Raw genomic sequence first — 25,074 nt, 5'->3', positions numbered from 1 at the left:
TACGGGCCGCGTTCGCGCGGTTGCCGTAGGCATGGGAAAGCTTCCGCTTGTTTCTTCTCCCCGGCGGGGAGAAGAAAAAGTGGAGCGCCGCAGCCGGCGCTCCACTTCAACAATAGCAATCACTTGCCCTTGGACTTCAGCCAGGCCTTCATCATGGCGATTTCGCCTTCCTGCGCCTTGATCACCTCTTCGGCCAGCTTGCGGATTTCCGGGTCCTTGCCATATTCGAGCTGGACCTTGGCCATATCGATCGCGCCCTGATGATGCGGGATCATGCCGCGCACGAAATCGACATCGGCATCGCCGCTGTAATCGATGGCCATATCGCCATGCATCTTCTTGCTGGCTTCCATGAAAGCCTTGGTGGAATCGGTTTCGCTTGCGGCACCCTTGGACATGGTGTGCCCGGCATGGCCGCCCGCTTCCTGTGCGAAAACGGGCATGGCGAAAACGGCCGCGAAAGCGGCGGCGAGTGTGATGGTCTTGATAGACATGGATTATCCTTCCTGTGTCTGACGGATTTTTCGATGGATTGACTGGAAAAATCTGGTGTCAGGCGCGGGGAGGCGGCAGTGGCGGCGCGAAAGCCTTGCCATTAAAGAGAACGCCACGCTGCGGCTTGGGGTAGTCGAAGATCATCCGGCCGGCATCGGCGAAGATCATTTGCGGAACCACGATCAGGCAGGCAGCGCAGGATCCGGGATGCGCGGCGTCATCGCCATGTGGGCAGCAATCGCCCATGCCGGATTTATGGGCTTTGGCTATATCCTGCGCATGGGTCTCGGCGCCGATGTCCCGATCTCCGGCATGGTTTGAATGGCGATTTTCATGACTCATCGCAGGTTGCGACGAAACGGCCATGTCAGCAGTCGCCGGCATGCTCATCGCCATCTGCGCCGGCATTGCACCGTAAAGCAGGCAGGCAAGAAACATCAAAGTGCGGACCATCAGGTGCATGGTGTGAATTTACCGCGAAAATTGTGGAATAAGCATGACGCTCAGGTCAGTTCACGCGCGATGACGTGATGCACGATGCGGTAATCCCTGCTTTCCTCGCCGAAGGGGGCAAGCGGCCATTCCCACGCGGCGGTGGGTGAGGGAATCTCGATGCGGTGCAGCAAATCCTCGTGCTGTTGCAGGCTGCCATCCCTGCCGATGACATCGAAGGATGTGTCCGTTACCAGACAGGCCTTGCAGGGAAGCCCGGCCAGCGCATCGAGATGCGTCCGAATGAGTTTCGCCAGCAGATCATCCGGCGCATTCGTGATCTTCTCGCGCTCCAGCCGGTGGTGTGCGCCGGTGCCGATCTGCGACAGGAGATTGGCTGAAACGACGAGATCGAGATAGGGCACCCGCCGTAGGAAATCGAGCGGTTCCGGCTGTCGGTCGGCGAGTACATCGTCAAAGCCGGAAAGATCGCGGTTGGCGATGCGGACGTTCTTTTTGGCATTGAGGCGCAGTTTTGCCTGCACGCTGGCGAGATGTACCAGATCGACCAGAACGACGGTATCGAACATCGCCACCAGCGCGTCATAGGGCACATCGCGCAAGAGGCCGGACCCCAGCACCACTGCCGTTCGCCGCTGTTTCAGCTTTCTGGCGGATTGCAGCACGAATTGCCGGCTGTTGTCCTCATGCTCCGCCCATGCCTTGGCGCAGCGGTTGGCGCGCGCCCACAGGTTGACGGAATAGCGGATATGCGGCCGGAATTCTTTCGGCGTGACCGCGCGGGTGGCGGCATATTGCAGGGCTTCGAGGATCATGGATGCCTAACGGTAGATTTCACGGCGATGACCGATTTCGACCACCAGCACGACGAGCTTGTGATCCTGTATATCGCAGATGATGCGATAATCGCCCACCCGGTAGCGCGAGAAATTTCCAAGCTCGGAGCCCTGCAGGGCGGCGCCGGTTTTACGGGGGTTGTCATCCTTGGCGATCCGGTCCGCCAGAAAGGAAATGATGCGATTGGCATCACTCTTCGCCAACTTGCCCAGTTGTTTGACGGCAGCCCGTTGGAATTCAATTCTCCAGGTCAAGATCACGCATCACTTCTTCCAGAGTATAGGTGCGTTCTTTATTGGCGATGCGCTGCCGCGTCGCCTCTTCCGCGAGATAGAGGTCTTCCATATCCTCGATATGTTTCTCGATCGCCTCGCGGATGTAATAGGCGGATGTGCGGCCGGTGCGCTCGGAAAGCGCCTTCAGCCGCTCATAGGTCTCATCAGGCAGGCGGATGGCCGTCTGTTTGCTCATGGGTCGCGTCCTTCCCGATCTCAATTGGGATACATGTATCCCATATAGCACCGCTTGGCTGCGCAGGCCAGTAAAACCGCAGCCTTTGCGGCTTGCCGCACCGGGCTTCATCCTCTAATACACCGGCTTGATTTCAGGAAAATATCGGACCGGTCCCATGAGCGAAAAAGCAAAAAAGCCTCAGAAACTGAAAGCCCGCCTGCCGCGCGGCTTCGTGGATCGCTCGGTTGCCGATATCCATGCCACCAATGAGATGATCGAGAAGATCCGCAGGGTCTATGAGCTTTACGGCTTCGATCCGGTGGAGACCCCGCTGTTCGAATATACCGATGCGCTCGGCAAGTTCCTGCCGGATAGCGACCGCCCGAATGAAGGTGTGTTTTCGCTACAGGACGATGACGACCAGTGGATGAGCCTGCGCTACGATCTCACCGCGCCGCTCGCTCGCCATGTCGCGGAAAATTTCAACGAAATCCAGCTGCCATACCGCACCTATCGCGCCGGCTACGTCTTCCGCAACGAAAAGCCCGGCCCCGGCCGCTTCCGGCAGTTCATGCAGTTCGATGCCGATACGGTGGGCGCTGCCGGCGTGCAAGCGGATGCCGAAATGTGCATGATGATGGCCGATACGCTGGAAGCGCTCGGTATTGCGCGCGGCGACTATGTCATCCGCGTCAACAACCGCAAGGTGCTCGACGGCGTCATGGAAGCCATCGGCCTCGGCGGCGAGGACAATGCCGGCCGCCGCCTCAATGTGCTGCGTGCCATCGACAAGCTCGACAAGTTCGGTCCTGAAGGCGTGAAGCTGCTGCTTGGTCCCGGCCGCAAGGATGAATCCGGCGATTTCACCAAGGGTGCGGGCCTTGGCGAAGAGCAGATCGAAAAGGTGCTGTTTTTCGTTGGCATCAAGGACTATGCGGAAAGCGCCGATGATCTGGCCAAACTGGTCGCGGGCACCTCGAAAGGCGAGGAAGGCGTTGAGGAGCTGAACATCATCGGCGCTCTGGTCACCAGTGCCGATTACGATGCGACGCGCATCAAGATCGACCCCTCCGTCGTGCGTGGCCTCGAATATTACACCGGCCCGGTCTATGAGGCCGAACTGACCTTCGATGTCACCAATGAAAAGGGCGAAAAAGTCGTGTTCGGCTCGGTCGGCGGCGGCGGCCGTTACGATGGTCTCGTTTCGCGCTTCATGGGCCAGCCGGTTCCGGCCACGGGCTTCTCCATCGGCGTTTCGCGCCTGATGACGGCGCTGAAGAACCTCGGCAAGCTCGGTCAGGTCAAGCCGCTTGCCCCCGTTCTCATCACCGTCATGGATGGCGATGTGGAGAGCATGGGCCGTTACCAGCGCTTCACGCAGGCGCTGCGCGCCGAAGGCATCCGCGCTGAAATGTATCAGGGCAACTGGAAGAAATTCGGCAACCAGCTGAAATATGCCGACCGTCTCGGCTCCCCCATCGCCATCATCCAGGGCGGTGACGAGCGTGCCGAAGGCGTGGTGCAGATCAAGGATCTGATCGAAGGCAAGCGCCTCTCCGGCGAGATCGAGGACAATGCCAGCTGGCGCGAGGCGCGTGTGGCGCAGGTCAGCGTGCCGGAGGCCGAACTGGTGGCGAAGGTCCGCGAGATTTTGGAGCATCAGGCAGAGGACGTTCGCCGCGCCGCCGAAGGGCGTTAAGGCCATGGCGATCCTCGCGCTCGACCATGTTCAATTGGCGATGCCGGCGGGCCGCGAAGATGAGGCGCGCGCTTTCTATGGCGGCCTGCTCGGCTTTGCGGAGCAGGCAAAGCCTGCCAATCTGGCCGCGCGCGGCGGGTGCTGGTTCAGCCGGGGTTCGATAAAACTGCATCTCGGCGTCGAGCAGGATTTCCGCCCGGCACGCAAAGCCCATCCGGCCTTTCTGGTCGATGATCTGGCAACCTTGCGAAAAACACTTGAAACAGCAGGCTGCCATGTGGTTGAGGATGAGCCGCTGGAAGGGTATCACCGGTTTTATGTCCATGATCCCTTCGGAAACCGCATCGAAATGATGCAGCCGCTCGAACCGTGACGAAAAGTACCGTTCCATGCCCCTGATCGACATGCCGGAATTTTCCGGAGAGCTACTGGAAGAATTCGCCGCGCGCCGCACGAGCCGTGTGAACACGCCCGTCATCCAGCCCGCCGAACCGTTCCTGGATATGGCCGGCGAGGATTTGCGCCGCCGTATCTTCATGACGGAGAACGAAACGGGGACAAGCCTGTGCCTGCGCCCCGAATTCACCATTCCCGTCTGCCTGCGCCACATCGAGACGGCGACCGGCACGCCGAAGCGTTATTCCTATCTCGGCGAAGTCTTCCGCCAGCGCCGTGAGGGCGCCAACGAGTTTTATCAGGCCGGCATCGAGGATCTTGGTGATACCGATATCGCTGCCGCCGATGCCCGTGCCGTCATCGACGCAACCGCCATATTGAAACGGCTGCTGCCCGGCCGGGCGCTCGCCGTCACGCTCGGCGACCAGCAGGTTTTCGAGGCGGTGGTTGCCGCCCTCGGCCTGCCGCTCGGCTGGCAGAAGCGGCTGGTGCAGGCTTTCGGCGATATGGCGCAGCTCGACGCGCTGCTGGAAAGCCTTGTGCATCCCAAGCCGATGACCGGCCTCGATGCCCGCGTCGCCGGCCTGCTGGCGACGGGCGACGAGACGGTGCTGGTCGATTATCTCGATACGGTGATGCAGGAAACCGGCTATTCCACCAATGCCAGCCGCTCGCCGCAGGAAATCGCCCGCCGTCTGCGGGAGAAGCTGGCGCTCGCGGCCACGCGGCTGCCGGATGAAAGCTTTGCGCTGCTCAAGCAGTTCCTTGCCTTGAAGGCACCCCTGCCGCAGGCTTCGCAGGTTCTGGCTGATTTTGCCGCAAAGGCGAAGCTGAAACTGGATGGCGCGCTGTCCGCTTTCGATAAACGTGTCGCAGCCCTTGCCAATGCCGGTGTCGATCTCGAAACCGTGACCTATGGCGCGGCCTTCGGTCGCCCGCTCGATTATTACACCGGCCTTGTCTTCGAGGTGGTGGAAGCGGGCGGCGACAGCGTGCTGGCCGGCGGCGGCCGTTTCGACCGGCTGCTGACCCTGCTCGGCGCACAGGAAGAAATCCCGGCCGTGGGCTTCTCGCTCTGGCTGGATCGGATCGAAGCGGTGCGCGGGAGCGACAAGCCATGATCACCATCGCATTGCCCTCCAAGGGCCGGATGAAGGAAGATGCCTCCGCCGTTCTGGAACGCGCCGGGCTGAAAGTCGCGGCTGTCGGCAATGACCGCTCCTATCGCGGCCGCATCGAAGGGCGAGACGATATCGAGATCGCCTATCTGTCGGCTTCCGAGATCGCCCGAGAGATCGGCGCCGGCACGGTGGATTTCGGCGTGACGGGTGAGGACCTTGTGCGCGAGGGACTGACCAATGCCGATGCGCAGGTGGAATTCTGCGCCCGCCTCGGTTTCGGCCATGCGGATGTCGTGGTTGCTGTGCCGGAAATCTGGCTGGATGTGGACAGCATGGCTGATCTTGGCGATGTGGCCTCGGAATTCCGCGCCCGCCATGGCCGGAGACTGGCGATCGCCACCAAATATTGGCGGCTGACGCAGCAGTTCTTTTCGCGCCAGCACGGCATCCAGCTTTACCGCATCGTCGAAAGCCTTGGCGCGACCGAGGGTGCGCCGGCGGTGGGGCAGGCGGATATCATCGTCGATATAACCTCCACCGGCTCGACGCTGAAGGCCAACCATCTGAAAATCCTCTCCGATGGCATCATCGTCCGTTCGGAAGCCTGCTTCGTGCGTGCCCGCAAGCCGGAACATGATGGCGATGCGACGGTTCAGGAGATCGCCTCGCGCATAAGGGCGGCGGTCTGACGATAAAAAACAAAAAAGCCGCCGGAGCGATCCGGCGGCTTTTTTGTTGGTCGATTTATTTGGCTTATGCGTGGGCAACAGCCGCGCCGTGCCGAGCGTCGATGGAATAGGCGCCGGGGCCGAAGGCGGCAAGCAGGATGTAAGCGCCGGCAAGGGTGATGTTCTTCACCATCATGATGCCGTTCAGCGTGTTGATCCAGCCAAGAGCCGGCTCAGGCCAGCCGGGAACGGCAACAGTGCCGCTGTGGAAAACCAGACCGGTGAAGACGCAGAAGACGGCAAGCGCCCAGGCGGCGATTTTGGTCTGGAAACCAACGAGAATGGCAAGACCGGCAACGAGTTCGAACAGGCCTGCGAGATAGGCAAGCGCGGTTGCGGCGGGCAGGCCGGCGCCGGTGATCATGCCGGCCGTGCCGGCCGGATCGCCGAGCTTGCCAAAGCCCGACGAGATGAAGATGAAGGAAAGCAGAATGCGGGCGATGAGAACGAGGACGTTCTGGCTGCTGGACATGGATATCTCCGGTGGATGATCGGCGTGTCGCCGGTTAGCTGCAAGGCAATGTCTGGAGATATCAATGCCCGAAAATCACTCATCTATAAAGATGAACGACAGAAGACAAATTGTCTTCATTCTGTGAACAATCGCCGGTCTCTACCGGTGTGGTCAGGCGGCGAAGCGGATATCTTCAAACCGCGGAAACAGGAACAGCCCGGAAATCCAGCCCTGCTGGCCGCCTTCGAAGCCGGAGGATTCACCCATGCAGATGACCGGCTGCCGCATTGCCGGCAAGATGGAGACGCCGGTTGAAAAACAGAAGCGCGAGGGGGCGGTGGAAGCCTGCTCGAAAAGTTCGAGCACGCGCGCGTGGTCGCCACGGTCATAGCAGCGGACCAGGCTGAGCAGTCCGCATTCGCCCGGCGGCAGGCCGTGCATGAAAGACGCGTGCTCGCCAAGCCGGATGACGCCGCTCGCAAGATCGCTGCTCCATTCCTCCGAAATAAAGAAATGCGACAGGGTTTGCGGATCGGGCATGGTTGCCGCAGCTCCGGGCAGAGCATCGTTGCGTCTTGATATCTCGAACAAATCGCGCCCCCGCTGAACATCGTGCCAGCGCCGCTATTTCCAAGCGCCGCCGTCAGATTGTACTTTCACCGCCATCCGCAGTTGGACGTATTTGCAAGCATCGAAACCCCTTCAATGCTTGCGTCCTGTCGCGGCACCCTTATGGGCGCTGACTTATAGTTTATTTTCCTCTACCGACAACAACCGATCAGTGAGAAAATCAAAAATATTATGTATTCCTTCATCGCAATCGCGAAATATATGAAAAAAGACAACTAAATGTCGAACTTATAGGCCCGGAAATGCGGAATTCCGAGCCGCCGGCGATGGTGATTCGCCCATCTGGATGTCCCATTATTGCATAGGTCGCTGAAAACAAGCCGGCTAAAGTTGCAGATGTCTCAAAAAGAGACAATATTTTGAAGCGACGCCCGCCATTGCAGTTTGCAGGCTCCTGTATAGCCTGAATGCGGAGTTGCTCCGTGGAATTTTTCAAAAGAAAAAGGGCGATCCGAAGACCGCCCTTTCTTAATTCCGGTGACAGGACTGATTGGAAGTCCATGCCGTCTGTCTGGCGCGCTTGCGACGCCGGACCGCTCGAAGGGCATGGGCGGCAAACGAAAAAGGGCGATCCGAAGACCGCCCTTTCTTAATTCCAGTGACAGGACTGATTAGAAGTCCATGCCGCCCATGCCGCCGCCCGGCATTGCCGGCATCGGAGCGTCCTTCTTCGGAAGCTCGGCGATCATGGCTTCGGTGGTGATCAGCAGCGAAGCAACCGAAGCTGCGTTCTGCAGAGCCGTACGGACAACCTTGACCGGGTCGACGATGCCGAGCTGGATCAGGTCGCCATATTCGCCGGTCTGGGCGTTGTAGCCGTAGTTGTCTTCGTTCTTCTCGAGGATCTTGCCGACAACGATGGAAGCTTCGTCACCTGCGTTGTCTGCGATCTGGCGAACCAGAGCCTGCAGGGCGCGGCGGATGATGTTGATACCGGCTTCCTGATCGTCGTTTTCACCCTTTGCGGTGATCTTCGTGGACGAACGCAGCAGGGCAACGCCGCCGCCCGGTACGATGCCTTCCTGAACGGCAGCGCGCGTCGCGTTGAGAGCGTCGTCGATGCGATCCTTCTTTTCCTTCACTTCGACTTCCGTCGAACCGCCGACGCGGATAACGGCAACGCCGCCAGCGAGCTTGGCAAGACGTTCCTGCAGCTTCTCGCGGTCGTAGTCGGAAGTGGTTTCTTCGATCTGGGCCTTGATCTGGGCAACACGACCTTCGATGTCGGACTTCTGGCCGGCGCCGTCAACGATCGTGGTGTTTTCCTTGGAGATCGAAACCTTCTTCGACTTGCCGAGCATGTCGAGGGTCACGTTTTCGAGCTTGATGCCGAGGTCTTCGGAAATGACGGTACCACCGGTCAGGATGGCGATGTCTTCCAGCATGGCCTTGCGGCGGTCGCCGAAGCCCGGAGCCTTGACGGCAGCGATCTTGAGGCCGCCACGCAGCTTGTTGACGACGAGCGTTGCAAGAGCTTCGCCTTCGACGTCTTCAGCGATGATGACGAGCGGCTTGCCGGTCTGAACGACAGCTTCGAGAACCGGCAGCATGGCCTGGAGGTTCGAGAGCTTCTTTTCGTGCAGGAGGATGTAGGCGTCTTCGAGGTCCGCAACCATCTTTTCCGGGTTGGTCACGAAGTAGGGCGACAGGTAGCCGCGGTCGAACTGCATGCCTTCGACGACTTCGAGTTCGGTTTCGGCGGTCTTGGCTTCTTCAACGGTGATGACGCCTTCGTTGCCGACCTTCTGCATTGCTTCAGCAATGTCGAGACCGATCTGACGCTCGCCGTTTGCGGAGATCGTGCCGACCTGCGCAACTTCTTCGGACGTGTTGATCTTCTTGGCCTTGGCCTGAAGGTCCTTGACGACTTCTGCAACGGCCAGATCGATACCGCGCTTCAGGTCCATCGGGTTCATGCCGGCAGCAACTGCCTTGGAACCTTCGCGAACGATGGCCTGGGCCAGAACGGTCGCGGTGGTGGTGCCGTCGCCGGCGATGTCGTTGGTCTTGGAGGCAACTTCGCGAACGAGCTGTGCGCCCATGTTCTCGAACTTGTCTTCCAGTTCGATTTCCTTGGCGACGGAAACGCCGTCCTTGGTGATGCGCGGAGCGCCGAAGGACTTGTCGATAACGACGTTACGACCCTTCGGGCCGAGGGTTACCTTCACTGCATCAGCAAGAACGTCGACGCCCTTGAGCATCTTTTCGCGCGCTGTGCGGCCGAATTTTACTTCTTTGGCTGCCATGTTCAAAACTCCTGGTTTCGAATGGCCGGAACGGGTCCGGCTTGAAATTTAAGGAAACGATGGGTCGACTGAAATCAGCCGATGATGCCCATGATGTCGGCTTCCTTCATGATCAGAAGGTCTTCGCCGTTGAGCTTGACTTCGGTGCCCGACCACTTGCCGAACAGAACGCGGTCGCCAGCCTTGACGTCGAGAGCGACAACCTTGCCGGACTCGTCACGTGCGCCGGAACCGACGGCGACGATTTCGCCTTCCTGCGGCTTTTCCTTGGCGGTATCGGGAATGATGATGCCGCCCTTGGTCTTGGCTTCGGATTCAACGCGACGAACGACGACGCGATCGTGAAGCGGGCGGAAATTGGTGCTTGTCATTGCCTAATCCCTCGATCAAATGACTGCGCGAGCTTTTGGAACTCGCCTGATGGGTGTTAGCACTCTCCTTTATCGAGTGCCAGCGGAACCGAGATAAGGAGGGCTTCTGCCGGAGTCAAGAACGCCCTGTCTGAAAAATTTCATGGCTTATGGTTATCAGCGTTCCATGACAGAAATTTCCCATGCGCGGACGGGCGCGCAGACGTCGTTCTTTTTGCCCGTTGCGGCCGCATCGCATCTAAGGGGCATTTGTGTTCATGCTGCGTCAGGCGGGCCAAAGACCGGTCTGGCGGCGCTTTTTTCCTTGCCATCGGCGTCCCGCTTTGCGATGTGACGCTCACCCTTTTCTCGCATCCGGAAAGCATCTCATGGCCCATCGCATTCTCACCCTCGGCGAAATCACTGATGGGTTCGACGTTATTCTTTCGGATGTCTGGGGCGTGCTGCACAATGGCGTCAGCGCCTTTCCGGATGCGGCGGTTGCACTGCGGGAAGCGCGCAACACCGGCAAGACGGTGGTGCTCATCACCAATTCGCCGCGCCCCGCTCCCGGCGTCATTGCCCAGCTGCGCGTTCTCGGCGTACCGGATGAGGCCTATGACCGCATCATCACGTCCGGCGACGTCACCCGCGGCCTGATCGCGGAAGGCCCGAAAAAAGTCTTCCTGCTCGGCCCGGAGCGGGACATGCCGCTGCTTGACGGTCTCGATGTCGAGCGCGTCGGCGAGGCGGAAGCGCAATCCGTGGTCTGCACCGGCTTTTTCGATGACGAGACGGAAACGCCCGAGGATTATACCGAAATGCTCAAGGGCTTCATTGCCCGCAACGTGCCGATGATCTGCGCCAATCCCGATCTGGTGGTGGAGCGCGGTGAGCGCATCATTCCCTGCGCCGGCGCCATGGCCGCCTATTACGAACAGCTCGGCGGCGAGGTCCGCATTGCCGGCAAGCCGCATGCGCCGATCTATGAAGCCTGCCTTGCGGCGGCCAAAGAGGTGCGCGGCGCCTTCGCCAAGGATCGCGTGCTTGCCATCGGCGACGGCATGCCGACGGATGTGAAGGGCGCGATTGCGAGCGGCCTCAACCTTCTTTATATCAGCGGCGGCATTCACGCCGCCGAATACACGCTGAACGGCCAGACGGACGAGGCGCTTCTCAACGCCTATCTCAAGGGGCAGGGCGCGGCTCCCGGCTGGTGGATGCCCCGTCTTGCCTGAAGATGTCTTGCCTGAGTGGCGTCTCGGCTGAGGAATAGCTGGCGCAGGAATGGATCGATTGCCATGACCGTCTTTCACCGCAATGAAAAAAAGGAGCCGCTGCCGGAAGCTCTTCGCGGCGGCGTCATCGCCATCGGCAATTTCGACGGCGTGCATCGCGGCCACCGGGCCGTGCTGGATCGTGCCCTGGAGTTGGCGGAAGCCCGTGGCGTTCCCGCGCTGGTGCTGACTTTCGAGCCGCATCCCCGTTCCATCTTCCGTCCCGATACGCCGGTCTTTCGCCTCACGCCCGCGCCACTCAAGGCGCGCATCCTTGAGGCCATCGGTTTCCGCTCCGTCATCGAATATCCCTTCGACCGGGAATTTTCGCAGCGCTCGGCGGAGGAATTCGTCCAGTCCATTCTGGTCGACTGGCTTCACGCCAGCGCTGTCGTCACCGGCTTCGATTTCCATTTCGGCAAGGGCCGCGAAGGCGGGCCGGCATTTCTGATGGAGGCCGGCAAACGCCATGGCTTCGACGTGACGCTGGTGGACGCCTTCCGCGACGAGGGCGCGGATGTCGTTTCTTCCAGCCGTATCCGCTCGCTTCTGTGCGAAGGCGATGTGGCCGGCGCCGCCGGCCTGCTCGGTTATCGCTTCACGGTGGAAAGCGAGGTCATCGGCGGCCAGAAGCTCGGTCGCACGCTGGGTTATCCCACCGCCAACATGGCGCTGGCGCCGGAAACGGAACTGAAGGCCGGCATCTATGCCGTGCGGTTCCGCCGCCCGGACGGTTCGATCCGCGATGGCGTGGCAAGCTTCGGTTACCGCCCGACCGTCACCGAAAACGGTGCGGCGCTGCTTGAAACATTCGTCTTCGATTTTTCCGGCGATCTCTATGGCGAGGTCTGTTCGGTCTCCTTCTTCGGGCACCTGCGCGATGAGTTGAAATTCGACGGTCTCGATCCGCTCGTCGCCCAGATCAGGCGCGATGAAGAAGAGGCGAGGGCGATGTTATCGGGCGTGCGCCCGCTCAGCGAACTGGACGCCAGGATCGCGTTCTGACCGGGTAAGGCCGGTCAGCCCCTGTTCCGGCCGATATTGCCGTCGCTTTTCTCTTCCTTTTTGCCGGAAAACCGCATAAACAACCGGCCATGTCCCAATACCGGTTGATGTTTAAAACTCAGATTGGCCGAATTATTGGCCCGGCCTTCCGCCCGCTCTGACGAGCCGGAAGGTCCGGGATTTTGGCGCTTGTCATGACTTTGGTCATGGCGCTTTCCGTATTTGCCCTCTTTGAAATTGAGACGGCGCGACCGACACGGCGCGCAACAACGGTACGATTATGAGCGACACCGCAGAAAAACTGGATTACTCCTCCACCCTCTATCTGCCGCAGACGGATTTTCCGATGCGTGCCGGCCTGCCGCAGAAGGAACCGGAAACGGTGAAACGCTGGCAGGAAATGGGCCTCTACAAACGCCTGCGCGCCTCCGCCGCCGGCCGCGAAAAATTCGTGCTGCATGACGGCCCGCCCTATGCCAACGGCAATATCCACATCGGCCATGCGCTGAACAAGATCCTGAAAGACGTCATCACCCGCTCGTTCCAGATGCGCGGTTACGACGCCAATTACGTGCCGGGCTGGGATTGCCACGGCCTGCCGATCGAATGGAAGATCGAGGAAGCCTATCGCGCCAGGGGCAAGAACAAGGACGAGGTTCCGGTCAACGAATTCCGCAAGGAGTGCCGTGACTTCGCGGCCGGCTGGATCAAGGTTCAGTCGGAAGAGTTCAAGCGCCTCGGCATCGAGGGCGACTTCGACAATCCCTACACCACGATGAACTTCCACGCCGAAGCCCGCATCGCCGGCGAACTCCTGAAGATCGCCCGCACCGGCCAGCTCTATCGCGGCTCGAAGCCCATCATGTGGTCGGTCGTCGAGCGCACGGCGCTGGCGGAAGCTGAAGTCGAATATGCGGATGTCGAGAGCGACATGATCTGGGTGAAGTTCCCGGTAGTGCATGATCAGCGTCCAGCCAATGTCGTGGATGGTAAGTTTGAATTCCCTGCAATGTCGGCAGGAGAAGCATCGGTAGTCATCTGGACGACGACGCCGTGGACCATCCCCGGCAACCGCGCCATCGCGTTTTCGTCGCGGGTCGAGTATGGCCTCTACGAAGTGGAAAGCGCCCAGAACGATTTCGGCCCGCAGCCGGGTGAAAAGCTGATCTTCGCCAAGAAGCTTGCCGATGAGGCCGCAACCAAGGCGAAGCTGACCTTCAAGCTCGTTCGCGACGTGAAAACCGAAGAACTGGCCGCCATCACCTGCGCCCATCCTCTGGCATCGCTCGGCTATGATTTCCCGGTTCCGCTTCTCGATGGCGATCACGTCACCGACGATGCCGGTACGGGCTTCGTGCACACCGCGCCAAGCCATGGCCGCGAGGACTTTGACGTCTGGACCGCGCATCAGCGTGAGCTGGAAGCGCGCGGCGTTTCGTCGGCCATCCCGTTCCCGGTTGGCGATGACGGTTTCTACACCGAAGACGCCCCCGGTTTCGGCCCGTCCGCCGAAGGCGGCGCTGCCCGTGTCATGGACGACAACGGCAAGAAGGGTGACGCGAACGAGCGTGTCATCAAGGCGCTGATCGCGGAAAACAACCTGTTTGCCCGTGGCCGCCTGAAGCACAGCTATCCGCATAGCTGGCGCTCCAAGAAGCCGGTCATCTTCCGCAACACGCCGCAATGGTTCGTCTATATGGACAAGGAACTGGGCGACGGCACGACGCTGCGGTCGCGCTCGCTTGATGCCATCGACCAGACCCGCTTCGTTCCGGCCTCCGGCCAGAACCGCCTGCGCGCCATGATCGAAGGTCGTCCCGACTGGGTTCTGTCGCGCCAGCGCAGCTGGGGCGTGCCGATCGCCGTCTTCGCCGATGAAAAGGGTGAGGTTCTGGTCGATGAGGCCGTCAACGCCCGCATTCTGGAGGCCTTCGAGGCCGAAGGCGCGGATGCCTGGTTCGCCGAAGGCGCCAAGGAACGTTTCCTCGGCAACGACCACGACCATGCCCGTTGGCAGCAGGTCATGGACATTCTCGACGTCTGGTTCGACAGCGGCTGCACCCATACCTTCACGCTGGAAGATCGCCCGGACATGAAGTGGCCGGCGGATGTCTATCTCGAAGGTTCCGACCAGCATCGCGGCTGGTTCCATTCGTCGCTGCTCGAAAGCTGCGCGACGCGCGGCCGTGCGCCCTATAACGCCGTTGTCACCCATGGTTTCACCATGGATGAGAAGGGCGAGAAGATGTCCAAGTCCAAGGGCAACGTCGTCTCGCCGCAGGAAGTCATGAAGGACGCGGGCGCCGATATCCTGCGCCTGTGGGTCATGACAACAGACTACTGGGATGACCAGCGCCTCGGCAAGGCCATCATCCAGACCAATGTCGATGCCTATCGCAAGCTGCGCAACACCATCCGCTGGATGCTCGGCACCCTTGCCCACTACAAGGGCGAAGAGATCGCCTATGACGATCTGCCGGAGCTGGAAAAGCTGGTGCTGCACCGCCTGTCCGATCTGGATAAGGTCGTGCGCGAGGGTTATGACGGCTTCGAATTCAAGAAGATCGCCCGCGCATTGGTGGATTTCGCCAATGTCGAGCTTTCCGCCTTCTACTTCGATATCCGCAAGGACACGCTTTATTGCGACGCGCCGTCGTCGCTGAAGCGCCGCGCCGCCCTGTCGGTCATCGCCAAACTGTTCGACTGCCTCGTGTCTTGGCTCGCGCCGATGCTGCCCTTCACAACGGAAGAAGCGTGGCTGTCGCGTTATCCGGATGCGGAATCGGTGCATCTCGTCCAGTTCCCGGCAATCCCGGCGGAATGGAAAAACGATGCGCTGGAAGCGAAGTGGGAAAAAATCCGCAAGGTCCGCACCGTCGTCACCGGCGCGCTGGAAGTCGAACGCCGTGAAAAGCGCATCGGTTCCTCGCTCGAGGCCGCGCCGATCGTCCACATCGCCGATGCCGATCTTCTGGCAGCGCTGAAGGGCCAGGACTTCGCCGAAATCTGCATCACCTCGGCCATCTCGGTTGTGGGCGATGAAGGCCCCGCCGATGGCTTCCGTCTGCCGGAAGTTGCAAAGGTCGTGGTCGAGCAGAAGCTGGCGGAAGGCGCAAAATGCGCCCGCTCCTGGCGCATCACCACCGATGTCGGCTCCGATCCGGACTATCCCGATGTATCGGCCCGCGACGCGGCGGCGCTGCGTGAGCTTGCCGCACTCTCGTAATGAAAATGGCCGGATGAATTGCGCTTTGCCTCTTCATCCGGTACATCTGCCTGAAAATGGCCGGATTTGCACGGCAATGCGGGCTGCCGCCTGCCGAAAGACGATGTCTGGCGAAGTGGGACGGACGGCTGGAAGGGTTTCAATGAAGACGATGCAGGGTAATGCGCAGGGTTTGGGCATGTTTCGCACGGTTGTTGGCGTCACGACGATAGGCGTGCTGCTGGGCGCCTGCACGAGCCCGACCTACGGTACGGGCAAGACGGCGGCTGAACAGCTTGTCGACGATCTCGGCAGCGCGACCTCGATCACCGGCAACGATCAGGAAAAGCGTAACCTGAAATACAGCCCGCGCCCCGGCCTCGTCGTTCCCGCCCAGGCCCGTGCCGAACAGCTGGCCGCGCCGCAGCAGAACATGGCGAACCGCGAAAACAATCCGCAATGGGTCGAATCGCCGGAAGAAACCCGCGAACGCCTGCGCGAAGAGGCGGACGCCAACAAGAACAACCCGCATTACCGCTCGCCGCTGCTTGCCGGCAACGGCACGGCTGGCCAGATGACCGAAAGCCAGAAATGGGAAGCCTTCCGCAAGGCCAAGGCCGACGCCCAGGGCGGTTCCGTCGTCAATGCCCAGCGCCGCTTCCTTACCGACCCGCCGGCTGAATATCGCAGTGTTCCGCAGGATCAGCTGACCGATCTTGGCGAGCCGGAACAGAAGAAGGAAAAGCGCCGCAAGAAAGAAGCGGCCGTGGCAAATACCGGCAAGAGCTGGTGGAACCCTTTCCAGTAAAAACTGGCCGGTAAAAAATGGCTGATGGCTGGCGGGAAGCTTCATCTCTCCCGCTCGCCGCTCAATCCTCGAGACGTTTCTCGCGAAAGAACTGCCGCAGAATGTCAGCACTTTCGCTTTCCGCCAGTCCCGAATAGACATCCGGCGCATGGTGGCATGTCGGCTGGCTGAAGAAGCGCACGCCACTCTCCACTGCGCCGCCCTTTGGGTCCTGCGCGCCGTAATAGAGCCGGCGGATACGGGCGAATGAAATCGCCGCCGCGCACATGGTGCAGGGCTCCAGCGTAACGTAGAGATCGGCGCCCGGCAGGCGTTCCTGCCCCAGAGCCTCGCAGGCCATGCGGATCACGGCGATTTCGGCGTGAGCCGTCACATCGTTCAATTCACGGGTGCGATTGCCGGAACGGGCGATGACGCGGCCGTCCAGAACCAGTACGGCGCCGATCGGAACCTCCTGCCGCTCAGCCGCGGCTCGGGCTTCCGCAAGCGCCAGCTCCATGAAATGCGTCCTTTCGGCCATTGCGTTTCAATTTCCTCTTAACCCTTGTGCTTGGACCTGATAGGACAGCCCAAACAACAGGCAAACAGCAAATGACTTTTAAAGACAAGCCGAAGCGTGACGGTGGCAAGACATTTAGCCGCGACAGGAAGCCGAAAGGCCCCGGCAAGCCCGCCGCAGAGCGTGAAAAGAAACCGGCCGAGGCAAAGGCTGCCCCGGCGCCCGAAACCGTTGGCGGTGGCAAGCCGGAGCGCATTTCCAAGATCATGGCGCGCGCCGGTGTCGCCTCGCGCCGCGATGTCGAGCGCATGATCATGGAAGGCCGCGTGTCGCTGAACGGCGTCAAGCTGGATACGCCGGTGGTCAACGCCACGCTGTCCGACAAGATCGAAGTGGACGGCATGCCGATTCGCGGTGCCGAGCGCACGCGACTGTGGCTCTACCACAAGCCCGCCGGTCTGGTGACGACCAATTCCGACCCGGAAGGCCGTCCGACCGTTTTCGACAATCTGCCGGGCGAGCTGCCCCGTGTGCTCTCCATCGGCCGCCTCGATATCAATACCGAAGGCCTGCTGCTGCTCACAAACGATGGCGGTCTTTCCCGCGTGCTGGAACTACCGACCACCGGCTGGCTGCGCCGCTACCGCGTGCGCGCCCATGGCGAGGTCGATCAGGCCGCACTCGACAAGCTGAAGGAAGGTATCGCCGTCGACGGCGTGCTTTATGGCGCGATCGACGCGACGCTGGACCGTACTCAGGGCCATAATGTCTGGATCAGCATGGGCCTGCGCGAAGGCAAGAACCGCGAGATCAAGAACGTGCTCGGCGCGCTGGGTCTCGAGGTCAACCGCCTGATCCGCGTTTCCTACGGCCCGTTCCAGCTTGGCGATCTGGCCGAGGGCAAGGTGCTGGAAGTGCGTGGCCGCATGCTGCGCGACCAGCTTGGCCCGCGCCTGATCGAAGAGGCGGGCGCCAATTTCGATGCGCCGATCTATAATGCGCCCGTTGAGGATGAGGAAGACAACGCGCCGAAGCGGCCCGTGAAATCCGAATGGGCAAAGAGCGATGCGCCGGAAGGCAAGCCGCGCTTCGAAAAGGGCGGCAAGCCTGAGGATCGTCGCGAAAAGGCGCTCGGCCGTCTCGATACCAAGCGTGGCGACAAGCCAGCCGGCAAGTTCGGCTCCAAGCCCGCCGGGAAATTTGGCGCCAAGGGCCGCAGCGAGGATGATGGCGACGACCGCCGCCCACGCCAGCCGGCCGGCACCAGCCGCACGGCCAATGTCTGGATGGCGCCCGGTGCAAGGCCGACCCGTGACGGCAAGGAACGCAAGTCTTCCGCCCGTGCGGAAGCCGAAAACCTCTTCAAGAAGCCTTCCGCCCAGGACGAAGCGCGCCGCAACGTCGTGCGGCATGCGGATGCCGAGGGCGAGTGGATCCGCTCAGATTCCCCCCGCGAAGAAGAAGGCGGTCGCGGACGCGGCGACCGTCCGCGTGGCGAAAAGAGCTTTGGTGATCGTGGTGGACGCGGCGCAAAGCCGTTCGGCGACCGGCCATTCCGCGACAGGCCGCGTGAAGAAGGGGATCGTCCGCGCGGTGAAAAGAGCTTCGGCGACCGCCCGGCGCGCGGCGGCAAAGCTTTCGGCGACCGTCCGTTCCGTGACAGGCCGCGCGAAGAGGGTGACCGCCCGCGCAGCGACCGTCCACGTGGCGAAAAACCTTTCGGTGACCGGCCGTTCCGCGACAGGCCCCGTGAAGACGGTGACCGCCCACGCGGTGAGCGCCCGGCGGGAGACAAGCCCCGTGGCGGCAAGCCGGCCGGTAAACCCGGCTTCGGCAAGCCATCTTTCGGAAAATCGGGCGAGCGTGGCGAACGTTCGGGTTTCTCAGGCAAGAGCAAAGGCCCCGGTGGTCCCGGCGGCGGCAAGCCGGGCGGCAAAGGCCCGGGTGGCAAACCTTCTGGAGGCAGGGGAATGACACGTAATGCGGATCGTAGGCGGTGAGTTCCGCGGCCGGACTTTGGCCGCGCCGAAAACCAATTCCATTCGTCCGACCATCGACAGGACGCGGGAAAGCCTCTTCAACATTCTGAGCCACGCCTATCCGGAAAGTCTTGACGGTACGCGGGTTCTGGACGTTTTCGCCGGAACCGGCGCGGTCGGGCTGGAGGCTCTGTCGCGCGGGTGCCGGGTGGCGCTCTTCGTCGAAAACGGCGTTGAGGGCAGGGGGCTGCTCTGGGAAAATATCGATGCGCTGGGTCTGCATGGCCGTGCCCGCATCCTGCGGCGTGACGCCACCAAGCTCGGCGGCGTCAACAATATCGAGCCCTTCGATCTTCTCTTCGCCGATCCGCCCTATGGCCATGGCCATGGCGAAAAGGCTTTCGCGGCGGCGCATGGCGGCGGCTGGCTGACACCCGGCGCGCTCGCCATTCTGGAAGAGCGCGGCGACGTCACGGTGAAGGTCGATGCAGCGTTCAAACCGCTCGAAAGCCGCATCTTCGGTGACACGAAAATGCATTTCTACCGCTACGAGCCCTAGGGCATTTCCAGGAAAAGCGGAGACCGGTTTCCGTCCGGAAACGCGACAGAACAAAGAGTTAGAGCGTTTTGGCGATTCTTGGGAAAAGCGAAACGCTCTAACAGGAACACCTTCCCGTCACGCCACGGTCTTGTCTTGTTTGCCGAATAGGCAAAGTCTTTTCCGCGGAGAGAGTTTGGGTATTCGCATGGATCAGGGTGTAAACGAGAACGTCACGGTCGTCCGCGCCGGGGAAGATGTCCTCAAGGGCGATGGTGCGGGCAGCCACGAGCCGACATTCGGGCTGGCACTTGGCGGTGGCGGTGCACGCGGCATCTGCCACATCAATGTCATCGAAGCGCTGGACGAACTCGGCATCCGGCCGGTGGCGTTGTCCGGCTCCTCCATCGGCTCCATCATCGGCGCGGGCATGGCGGCAGGCATGTCGGGCCGGGAAATCCGCGAATACACGCTCGAACTCATGGGGCGCAAGGGTTCGGTCGCCAACCGGCTCTGGAGCCTCGGGCCTGCATCCATGCGCCACGCGGTCGATGGTTTTCGCCTCGGGCAGTTCAATCTCGAGCTTATCCTCCATGCCTTGATGCCGCAGGCTTTGCCGAAGGACTTCTCAGAGCTTGCCATTCCCCTGAAGGTGGTCACGACGGATTATTACGCCCAGACCGAAGTGGTGGTGGAAAGCGGCGAGATTATCCAGGCGCTGGCGGCATCCGCCGCCATTCCGGCGCTGTTCATGCCGGTGCGCATCGATGGCCGCATCATGATCGATGGCGGCATCTTCAATCCCGTTCCCTATGAGCACCTGCTGGATCATGCCGATATCGTCATCGGCATCGATGTGGTCGGCGGCCCGGAAGGCGACGGCACCACCATGCCGAACCGTCTGGACAGCCTGTTCGGCGCCAGCCAGCTGATGATGCAGGCGGCGATTGCCCTGAAACTCAGATTACGCCCGCCGCATATCTTCCTGCGCCCGCCGGTGCACCGTTTCGGCGTGCTGGATTTCCTGAAGTCGGAAGAGGTGCTGAACGCCTCCGCCGGCATCAAGGACGATCTGAAACGGCAGATCGACATGCAGGTGGAGCTGTTTCATCGCGGGCAGGGCGTGGAAGCCTGAGCGCTCTCCCTTGAGTATTCTCCAGAAACGAGCGGGTGCCACTGATTTCTTCTCCCCGGCGGGGAGAAGAAACACGCGGCGCGCTCCCAGTCACTGACTTGACGTGGAATTCACAACGACACTTCCGTCTCGCTGTCCTCCATATCCCCTTCTTCCTCCTCCCGCTTCTCCGCCTTGTTCTTCGGCTTCATCAGCGGCTCCGGCTTCACTTCGCGCACCGGCTTGTTGTGCAGCATCTGCCGGCCGGCGGCGAGGCCTTCCACGGCCTGCAGCTGCAGCCGTTCCTCGTCACGTTCGCGAATATCGTCGGAGATCGCCAGCGCCCGCTCGCCATCCATGTCCAGCCCTTCCAGAATCCGCCTGCCGAACAGCAAGCCGGATTCCAGCGTTTCACGGATTTCATATTCCACGCCCTTTTTCCTCAGCGACAGGGAATGGACGCGATCATAGGAGCGGGCATAGATACGCACACTGGGAAATTCCGACTGGATCATGTCGATGATGCGGTCGGTGACCTCTTTCTTGTGGGTGCAGACGGCCACGAGATCGGCCCGCTCTATTCCGGCGGCGATCAGCACGTCCTTGCGGGTGCCGTCTCCGAAAAAGATACGGAAACCGAAACGGGCAGCCTGGCGCACACGGTCGGCGGAACTGTCGATGACAGTGACGTCGCGTCCGCCGGCCAGAAGAATCTGCGAGGCGATCTGGCCGAAGCGGGAAAAACCGATCATCAGCACATCCGCACCCGCGCCGTCGAAATCCTCTTCCAGCTTGTCCTCCTCCGCATCCTCCGCCGTCAGTCGGCGGGAAATCACCGCCAGAAGCGGCGTCAGCGCCATGGAAAGCGTGACGACGGCAACAAGGATCGAGGCGGTCGCCTGCGGAAACAGCCCCGAAGCTGCGGCCGTGGTGAAGAGTACGAAGCCGAATTCGCCGCCCTGCGCCAGAAGCAGCGCGATGCGGCTCGATGCATAACGCGAGGAACCGGCAATGCGGCAAAGAGCATAGATCAGCGCCGCCTTCACCGCCATCATCGCCGGCACGGCGATCAGGATGAGGAGAATGTGCTCATAGACGATGTTGACATGCAGCGACATGCCGACGGCCATGAAGAACAACGCCAGAAACAGTCCGCGAAACGGCTCGATATCGGCTTCCAGCTCGTGCCGGTAGGAGGATTCCGACAGCATCAGCCCCGCCAGCAGCGCTCCCATGCCCATGGAAAGCCCGACAGCCTCCATGATGGCGGCCGCACCGATGACGACGAAGAGTGCCGCCGCGATCATTACCTCGCGTGCGCCCGTGCGGGCGATGATCTGGAACATCGGTGTCAGCAGGAAGCGTCCGGCCAGCACCATGCCCGCCACCGCAAGGACCGAGGCGACGAGATCGTAAACCATCGAGTCCGATGCCACATCCGGCCGGTTGGAAAGAATGGTGACGAGGGCGAGAAGCGGTACGATGGCGAGGTCCTGAAACAGCAGGATCGAAAAGGACCGATTGCCGTGCCGGGTATTCATGTCGCCGTCATCTTCAAGGATTTGCAGCGCGAAGGCGGTGGAGGAAAGCGCAAGACCGAAGCCCGCAACGAGGCTGCCGCGCGCATCGATCAGCCCCGCCCACCAGGCAATGGCCGCCAGCACGCTGCCGGTCACCAGCACCTGCGCCAGCCCGAGACCTAAAATATCGCGCCGCATCTGCCATATGCGCGATGGCTTCAGTTCCAGACCGATGATGAAGAGCAGGAAAACCACGCCCAGTTCCGAGACATTGAAGATGTCCTTCGCATCCGTGACCAGATGCAGGAACGGCCCGATGATGATGCCCGCCACCAGATAACCGAGCACGGTGCCCAGCCCGAGCTTGCGGAAAACCGAGGCCGCGATGACCGCGCCGGCCAGAAGCAGCAGGGGTTCGGAAAAGAGAGCGTCGTGCTCGGTCATGCGGGCGGACTTTCGAATAGGGTGGCGACAATACCGTCCGAATGGAGAAAGCGGCGTTTCGCCCTTGATGCGGGGTTGCTGGCACAATAAATGGAACAGGAATGAAAGGCCAACTCATGTCCTCAGAAATAGATTCTTCCAAACTTCTCGATCGCGCCAGCGAACTTGTCGATCTTGCCCGTGCCGCCGGCGCGGATGAGGCGGATGCCGTCGTCGTGCGCTCCCGCTCGCAATCGGTCGGTGTGCGGCTCGGCAAGGTGGAAAGCACCGAATCCTCCGAAAGCGACGATTTTTCCCTGCGCGTCTTCGTTGGCCGCCGGGTGGCGAGCGTTTCGGCCAATCCCGGCTTTGATCTGAAGACGCTGGCCGAACGGGCGGTGGCCATGGCGAAGGTCTCGCCGGAAGATCCCTTTGCCTGCCTTGCGGACAAGGAACGGCTGGCGACATCCTATGACGATCTCCAGCTTTTCGACGCGACGGAAGTGTCGGCCGATCAGCTGCGCGAGGCTGCCCTTGCCTCGGAAGAGGCGGCACTCGGCGTCAAGGGCGTCAGCAATTCCTCGGGCGCCGGCGCATCGAGCGGCATGGGCGGCCTCGTGCTTGCCACGTCGCACGGTTTTTCCGGCAGCTATATGGGCAGCCGCTTCAGCCGTTCCGTCAGCGTCATCGCCGGCGAAGGCACGAAGATGGAGCGCGACTACGATTTCGACAGCCGGCTTTATTATGCCGATCTGGACGCCGCCGAGGAGATTGGCCGCCGCGCCGGTGAAAAAGTGGTGCGGCGCGTCGGCCCGCGTCAGGTCGATACCGGCAGCGATATCACCGTGGTTTTCGATCCGCGCATCGCCCGCGGCTTTGTCGGTGCGATTGCCGGCGCCATCAATGGCGCCTCGGTTGCCCGCAAGACCAGCTTCCTGCGCGATAAAATGGGCCAGCAGGTTCTGAAAAAGGGCCTTTACCTTACGGATGATCCGCAGATCGTGCGCGGCCCGTCCTCGCGTCCCTTCGATGGCGAGGGTGTCCGGGGCGAGAAGATGGTAATGATCGAGGACGGAGTGCTGAAGCACTGGTTCCTTTCCACCTCGGCGGCGCGGGAACTCGGCCTTGAAACCAACGGGCGCGGCGTGCGCGGCGGCACCTCGGTTTCGCCGGCCTCCACCAATCTGGCGCTGGAGCCGGGGGATATTTCGCCAGAGGACTTGCTGCGGCAGGTCGGAACCGGCTTTTACGTCACCGAGCTGATCGGCCATGGCGCCAACATGATCACGGGCGAATACAGCTGCGGCGCGAGCGGTTTCTGGATCGAGAATGGCGAAAAGTCCTTCCCCGTATCCGAGGTGACCATCGCCTCGAACCTGAAGGACATGTTCATGCGGGTTACGCCGGCCAATGATATCGACCGCAAATATGGCGTTGCCGCACCGACGCTGGCCATCGAAGGCATGACGATCGCGGGCAAGTAACCCAAGCCTGCGGGTTGTTTTCGCCGGCACTTTATGTGCAAGTGCGAAGGGAAAAACGGGCGCGCCGCGCAAGGCGCGCGGAAAAGACGGCAAAATGAACGATATGGCTGAGGCCCGCTGGGCCTCCGATCTGAGACTGGTCCTTAAAGCCGCGCGCAAGGCGGGCGAAACGGCTCTCGGCTTCTTCCGCAAGGACCCCGAGGTCTGGTGGAAGAATGGCGGGCTTTCACCGGTCAGCGCGGCTGACTATGCCGCCAACGAAATTCTCGAAACCATCCTGCGCTCCGCCCGGCCGGACTATGGCTGGCTTTCGGAAGAGACGGATGACGATACCGGGAGGCTTTCCCGCTCCACCGTCTTCGTTGTCGATCCCATCGACGGAACCCGCGCCTTCATCGGCGGCAGGGATACCTGGTGCGTCAGCGTCGCGGTGGTGCATGAAGGACGGCCGGTGGTGGGTGTTCTTGTTGCACCGGCGCTTGCCGAGGAGTTTACCGCACTTGAAGGTGGTGAGGCACTGAAGAACGGAGAGCCCATTTTCGCCGTGCGCGAAAATGCCGGCATCTTCCATCTGGCGGCGCCCGAAGACGTGATCTCGCATCTGCCGGAAGAGGTGCGAAGCGGCGTAAAGCGCATCCCGCACGTGCCGTCGCTGGCCTACCGGCTGGCAATGGTGGCGGATGGCCGCATCGACGGAACGCTGGTCAAGGCCAATTCGCATGAGTGGGATCTTGCCGCTGCCGATCTTATCCTTGAAAGGTCCGGCGGCCGGCTGGTCGGCCTCGATGGAAAACCCCTGATGTATAATCGCCGCCAGGTAAACCACCCCGCATTGTGCGCTGCAGCAGATTATGCGCTGCCCGCACTTTTGAAAGCGTTTTCACATCTGTCTGACAGTTGACCTTTGCCGGGAAATCCCGCAGATGGGTGGCTCTCTCAGCGTTCAAGAAAGAGATAAAGACATGACGGAATCCGGCAAACCGAAACAGCTGCTGCACCTCGTCTTCGGCGGCGAACTGGAAAACCTTCAGGATGTTCAGTTCCGGGATTTGAAGGCGCTCGATATCGTCGGCATCTATCCAGACTATGCTTCCGCGCTCACGGCATGGAAGTCCAAGGCGCAAATGACTGTCGATAACGCCCATATGCGTTATTTTATCGTGCATATGCACCGTCTTCTCAATCCCGACGACAAAAATTGAGTCCCTTTGCCCTTGCGTTGTAATACTATTGGGTGAAAGCGAGCTTTCCCGTGATTCCTGCTTGAGAACGGCAGGCCGGGAGTTCCTGCACGATAAAATGTGATCGCGCTTTCGTTTCCGATGACAAAAAATGACGCAATTTAAGAAGAAGTAGGCGG

25 protein-coding genes are annotated in these 25,074 nt (G+C 61.1%); 14 read left to right on the top strand and 11 right to left on the bottom strand.

Annotated features, from left to right (window positions below; genetic code table 11):
• Positions 1-119: 119 nt before the first annotated feature.
• The 5 genes from JZX88_RS01170 to JZX88_RS01150 all read right to left on the bottom strand — a co-directional run bounded on the left by JZX88_RS01170 (position 120) and on the right by JZX88_RS01150 (position 2,256).
• Positions 120-494, bottom strand: coding sequence for a DUF305 domain-containing protein (locus JZX88_RS01170; RefSeq protein ID WP_142855368.1), 375 nt, complete (start codon positions 492-494; stop codon positions 120-122).
• Between the two features lie 58 nt (positions 495-552).
• Positions 553-861: a hypothetical protein gene (locus JZX88_RS01165; RefSeq protein ID WP_246753416.1), complete on the bottom strand. Its 309-nt coding sequence runs from the start codon at positions 859-861 to the stop codon at positions 553-555.
• A gap of 137 nt (positions 862-998) precedes the next feature.
• Positions 999-1,763 (bottom strand): hypothetical protein, encoded by a 765-nt coding sequence (locus JZX88_RS01160; RefSeq protein ID WP_206912287.1) that lies wholly within the window; start codon positions 1,761-1,763, stop codon positions 999-1,001.
• A gap of 6 nt (positions 1,764-1,769) precedes the next feature.
• On the bottom strand, positions 1,770-2,039 hold the full coding sequence (locus tag JZX88_RS01155) for a type II toxin-antitoxin system RelE/ParE family toxin (protein WP_206912286.1): 270 nt from the start codon (positions 2,037-2,039) through the stop codon (positions 1,770-1,772).
• A complete protein-coding gene (locus tag JZX88_RS01150; RefSeq protein WP_003503188.1) occupies positions 2,023-2,256 on the bottom strand; it encodes a DUF6290 family protein in 234 nt (77 codons plus the stop codon). The genes JZX88_RS01155 and JZX88_RS01150 overlap by 17 nt, the downstream gene beginning before the upstream one ends.
• 157 nt (positions 2,257-2,413) lie before the next feature.
• On the opposite strand from JZX88_RS01150, the gene hisS reads away from it, so the two are divergent.
• Genes hisS through hisG form a run of 4 tightly spaced genes read left to right on the top strand, consistent with a single transcriptional unit; the run spans position 2,414 to position 6,143 of the window.
• On the top strand, positions 2,414-3,937 hold the full coding sequence (gene hisS, locus JZX88_RS01145; RefSeq protein ID WP_206912284.1) for a histidine--tRNA ligase: 1,524 nt from the start codon (positions 2,414-2,416) through the stop codon (positions 3,935-3,937).
• Positions 3,938-3,941: 4 nt separating this feature from the next.
• On the top strand, positions 3,942-4,310 hold the full coding sequence (locus tag JZX88_RS01140; protein ID WP_174028905.1) for a VOC family protein: 369 nt from the start codon (positions 3,942-3,944) through the stop codon (positions 4,308-4,310).
• A 16-nt stretch (positions 4,311-4,326) separates the two neighbouring features.
• Positions 4,327-5,454: an ATP phosphoribosyltransferase regulatory subunit gene (locus tag JZX88_RS01135; RefSeq protein ID WP_206912283.1), complete on the top strand. Its 1,128-nt coding sequence runs from the start codon at positions 4,327-4,329 to the stop codon at positions 5,452-5,454.
• Positions 5,451-6,143 carry an ATP phosphoribosyltransferase gene (hisG, locus tag JZX88_RS01130; protein ID WP_206912282.1) on the top strand — a complete coding sequence of 231 codons (693 nt, stop codon included), beginning with the start codon at positions 5,451-5,453 and terminating at the stop codon, positions 6,141-6,143. Before JZX88_RS01135 ends, hisG begins: the two co-directional genes overlap by 4 nt.
• A 64-nt stretch (positions 6,144-6,207) precedes the next feature.
• Here hisG and JZX88_RS01125 read toward each other — a convergent pair whose 3' ends face one another.
• The 4 genes from JZX88_RS01125 to groES form a co-directional block, all read right to left on the bottom strand.
• Positions 6,208-6,654 (bottom strand): DoxX family protein, encoded by a 447-nt coding sequence (locus tag JZX88_RS01125; RefSeq protein ID WP_206912281.1) that lies wholly within the window; start codon positions 6,652-6,654, stop codon positions 6,208-6,210.
• Between the two features lie 153 nt (positions 6,655-6,807).
• Positions 6,808-7,176 (bottom strand): hypothetical protein, encoded by a 369-nt coding sequence (locus tag JZX88_RS01120; protein WP_371741042.1) that lies wholly within the window; start codon positions 7,174-7,176, stop codon positions 6,808-6,810.
• Between the two features lie 701 nt (positions 7,177-7,877).
• Positions 7,878-9,512, bottom strand: a complete 1,635-nt coding sequence (gene groL / locus JZX88_RS01115) for a chaperonin GroEL (RefSeq protein WP_063947704.1) — start codon at positions 9,510-9,512, stop codon at positions 7,878-7,880.
• Positions 9,513-9,586: 74 nt separating this feature from the next.
• Positions 9,587-9,883: a co-chaperone GroES gene (gene groES / locus JZX88_RS01110; RefSeq protein WP_003522946.1), complete on the bottom strand. Its 297-nt coding sequence runs from the start codon at positions 9,881-9,883 to the stop codon at positions 9,587-9,589.
• A gap of 368 nt (positions 9,884-10,251) precedes the next feature.
• Here groES and JZX88_RS01105 point away from each other — a divergent pair, with 368 nt between their 5' ends.
• The 4 genes from JZX88_RS01105 to JZX88_RS01090 all read left to right on the top strand — a co-directional run bounded on the left by JZX88_RS01105 (position 10,252) and on the right by JZX88_RS01090 (position 16,157).
• On the top strand, positions 10,252-11,100 hold the full coding sequence (locus JZX88_RS01105; RefSeq protein ID WP_206912280.1) for a TIGR01459 family HAD-type hydrolase: 849 nt from the start codon (positions 10,252-10,254) through the stop codon (positions 11,098-11,100).
• 63 nt (positions 11,101-11,163) lie between these two features.
• Positions 11,164-12,144 (top strand): bifunctional riboflavin kinase/FAD synthetase, encoded by a 981-nt coding sequence (locus JZX88_RS01100; protein ID WP_065114973.1) that lies wholly within the window; start codon positions 11,164-11,166, stop codon positions 12,142-12,144.
• A 280-nt stretch (positions 12,145-12,424) separates the two neighbouring features.
• Complete coding sequence (gene ileS / locus JZX88_RS01095; protein WP_206912279.1) at positions 12,425-15,370, top strand: isoleucine--tRNA ligase; 2,946 nt, start codon at positions 12,425-12,427, stop codon at positions 15,368-15,370.
• A gap of 142 nt (positions 15,371-15,512) precedes the next feature.
• Positions 15,513-16,157: a hypothetical protein gene (locus tag JZX88_RS01090; protein ID WP_065114975.1), complete on the top strand. Its 645-nt coding sequence runs from the start codon at positions 15,513-15,515 to the stop codon at positions 16,155-16,157.
• Positions 16,158-16,218: 61 nt separating this feature from the next.
• On the opposite strand, the gene JZX88_RS01085 is transcribed toward JZX88_RS01090, so the two are convergent.
• On the bottom strand, positions 16,219-16,677 hold the full coding sequence (locus tag JZX88_RS01085; RefSeq protein ID WP_065114976.1) for a nucleoside deaminase: 459 nt from the start codon (positions 16,675-16,677) through the stop codon (positions 16,219-16,221).
• A gap of 71 nt (positions 16,678-16,748) precedes the next feature.
• Between JZX88_RS01085 and JZX88_RS01080 the strand changes: the two genes are divergently transcribed.
• From JZX88_RS01080 to JZX88_RS01070, 3 genes are all read left to right on the top strand, one after another.
• Entirely contained in the window at positions 16,749-18,656 is a 1,908-nt protein-coding gene (locus tag JZX88_RS01080) for a pseudouridine synthase (RefSeq protein ID WP_174030751.1), read from the top strand.
• Complete coding sequence (gene rsmD, locus JZX88_RS01075; protein ID WP_065114978.1) at positions 18,637-19,194, top strand: 16S rRNA (guanine(966)-N(2))-methyltransferase RsmD; 558 nt, start codon at positions 18,637-18,639, stop codon at positions 19,192-19,194. The genes JZX88_RS01080 and rsmD overlap by 20 nt, the downstream gene beginning before the upstream one ends.
• A 187-nt stretch (positions 19,195-19,381) precedes the next feature.
• On the top strand, positions 19,382-20,308 hold the full coding sequence (locus JZX88_RS01070) for a patatin-like phospholipase family protein (protein ID WP_174030753.1): 927 nt from the start codon (positions 19,382-19,384) through the stop codon (positions 20,306-20,308).
• 110 nt (positions 20,309-20,418) lie between these two features.
• Here the strand turns inward: JZX88_RS01070 and JZX88_RS01065 are convergent, their stop codons facing one another.
• On the bottom strand, positions 20,419-22,251 hold the full coding sequence (locus JZX88_RS01065) for a monovalent cation:proton antiporter-2 (CPA2) family protein (RefSeq protein WP_065114980.1): 1,833 nt from the start codon (positions 22,249-22,251) through the stop codon (positions 20,419-20,421).
• A gap of 116 nt (positions 22,252-22,367) precedes the next feature.
• Between JZX88_RS01065 and JZX88_RS01060 the strand changes: the two genes are divergently transcribed.
• The 3 genes from JZX88_RS01060 to JZX88_RS01050 all read left to right on the top strand — a co-directional run bounded on the left by JZX88_RS01060 (position 22,368) and on the right by JZX88_RS01050 (position 24,916).
• Entirely contained in the window at positions 22,368-23,714 is a 1,347-nt protein-coding gene (locus JZX88_RS01060) for a TldD/PmbA family protein (protein ID WP_110757254.1), read from the top strand.
• Between the two features lie 94 nt (positions 23,715-23,808).
• Positions 23,809-24,615 (top strand): 3'(2'),5'-bisphosphate nucleotidase CysQ, encoded by an 807-nt coding sequence (locus JZX88_RS01055; protein WP_065114981.1) that lies wholly within the window; start codon positions 23,809-23,811, stop codon positions 24,613-24,615.
• Positions 24,616-24,676: 61 nt separating this feature from the next.
• Positions 24,677-24,916 (top strand): DUF4170 domain-containing protein, encoded by a 240-nt coding sequence (locus JZX88_RS01050; RefSeq protein WP_065116138.1) that lies wholly within the window; start codon positions 24,677-24,679, stop codon positions 24,914-24,916.
• The last annotated feature ends 158 nt before the right edge of the window (positions 24,917-25,074 follow it).

Source organism: Agrobacterium sp. OT33 (assembly GCF_017313365.1).
GTDB lineage: Bacteria > Pseudomonadota > Alphaproteobacteria > Rhizobiales > Rhizobiaceae > Agrobacterium > Agrobacterium rhizogenes_A.
The sequence above is the reverse complement of the archived record's forward strand: the minus strand, read 5'-3'. Positions and strand labels throughout refer to the sequence as shown.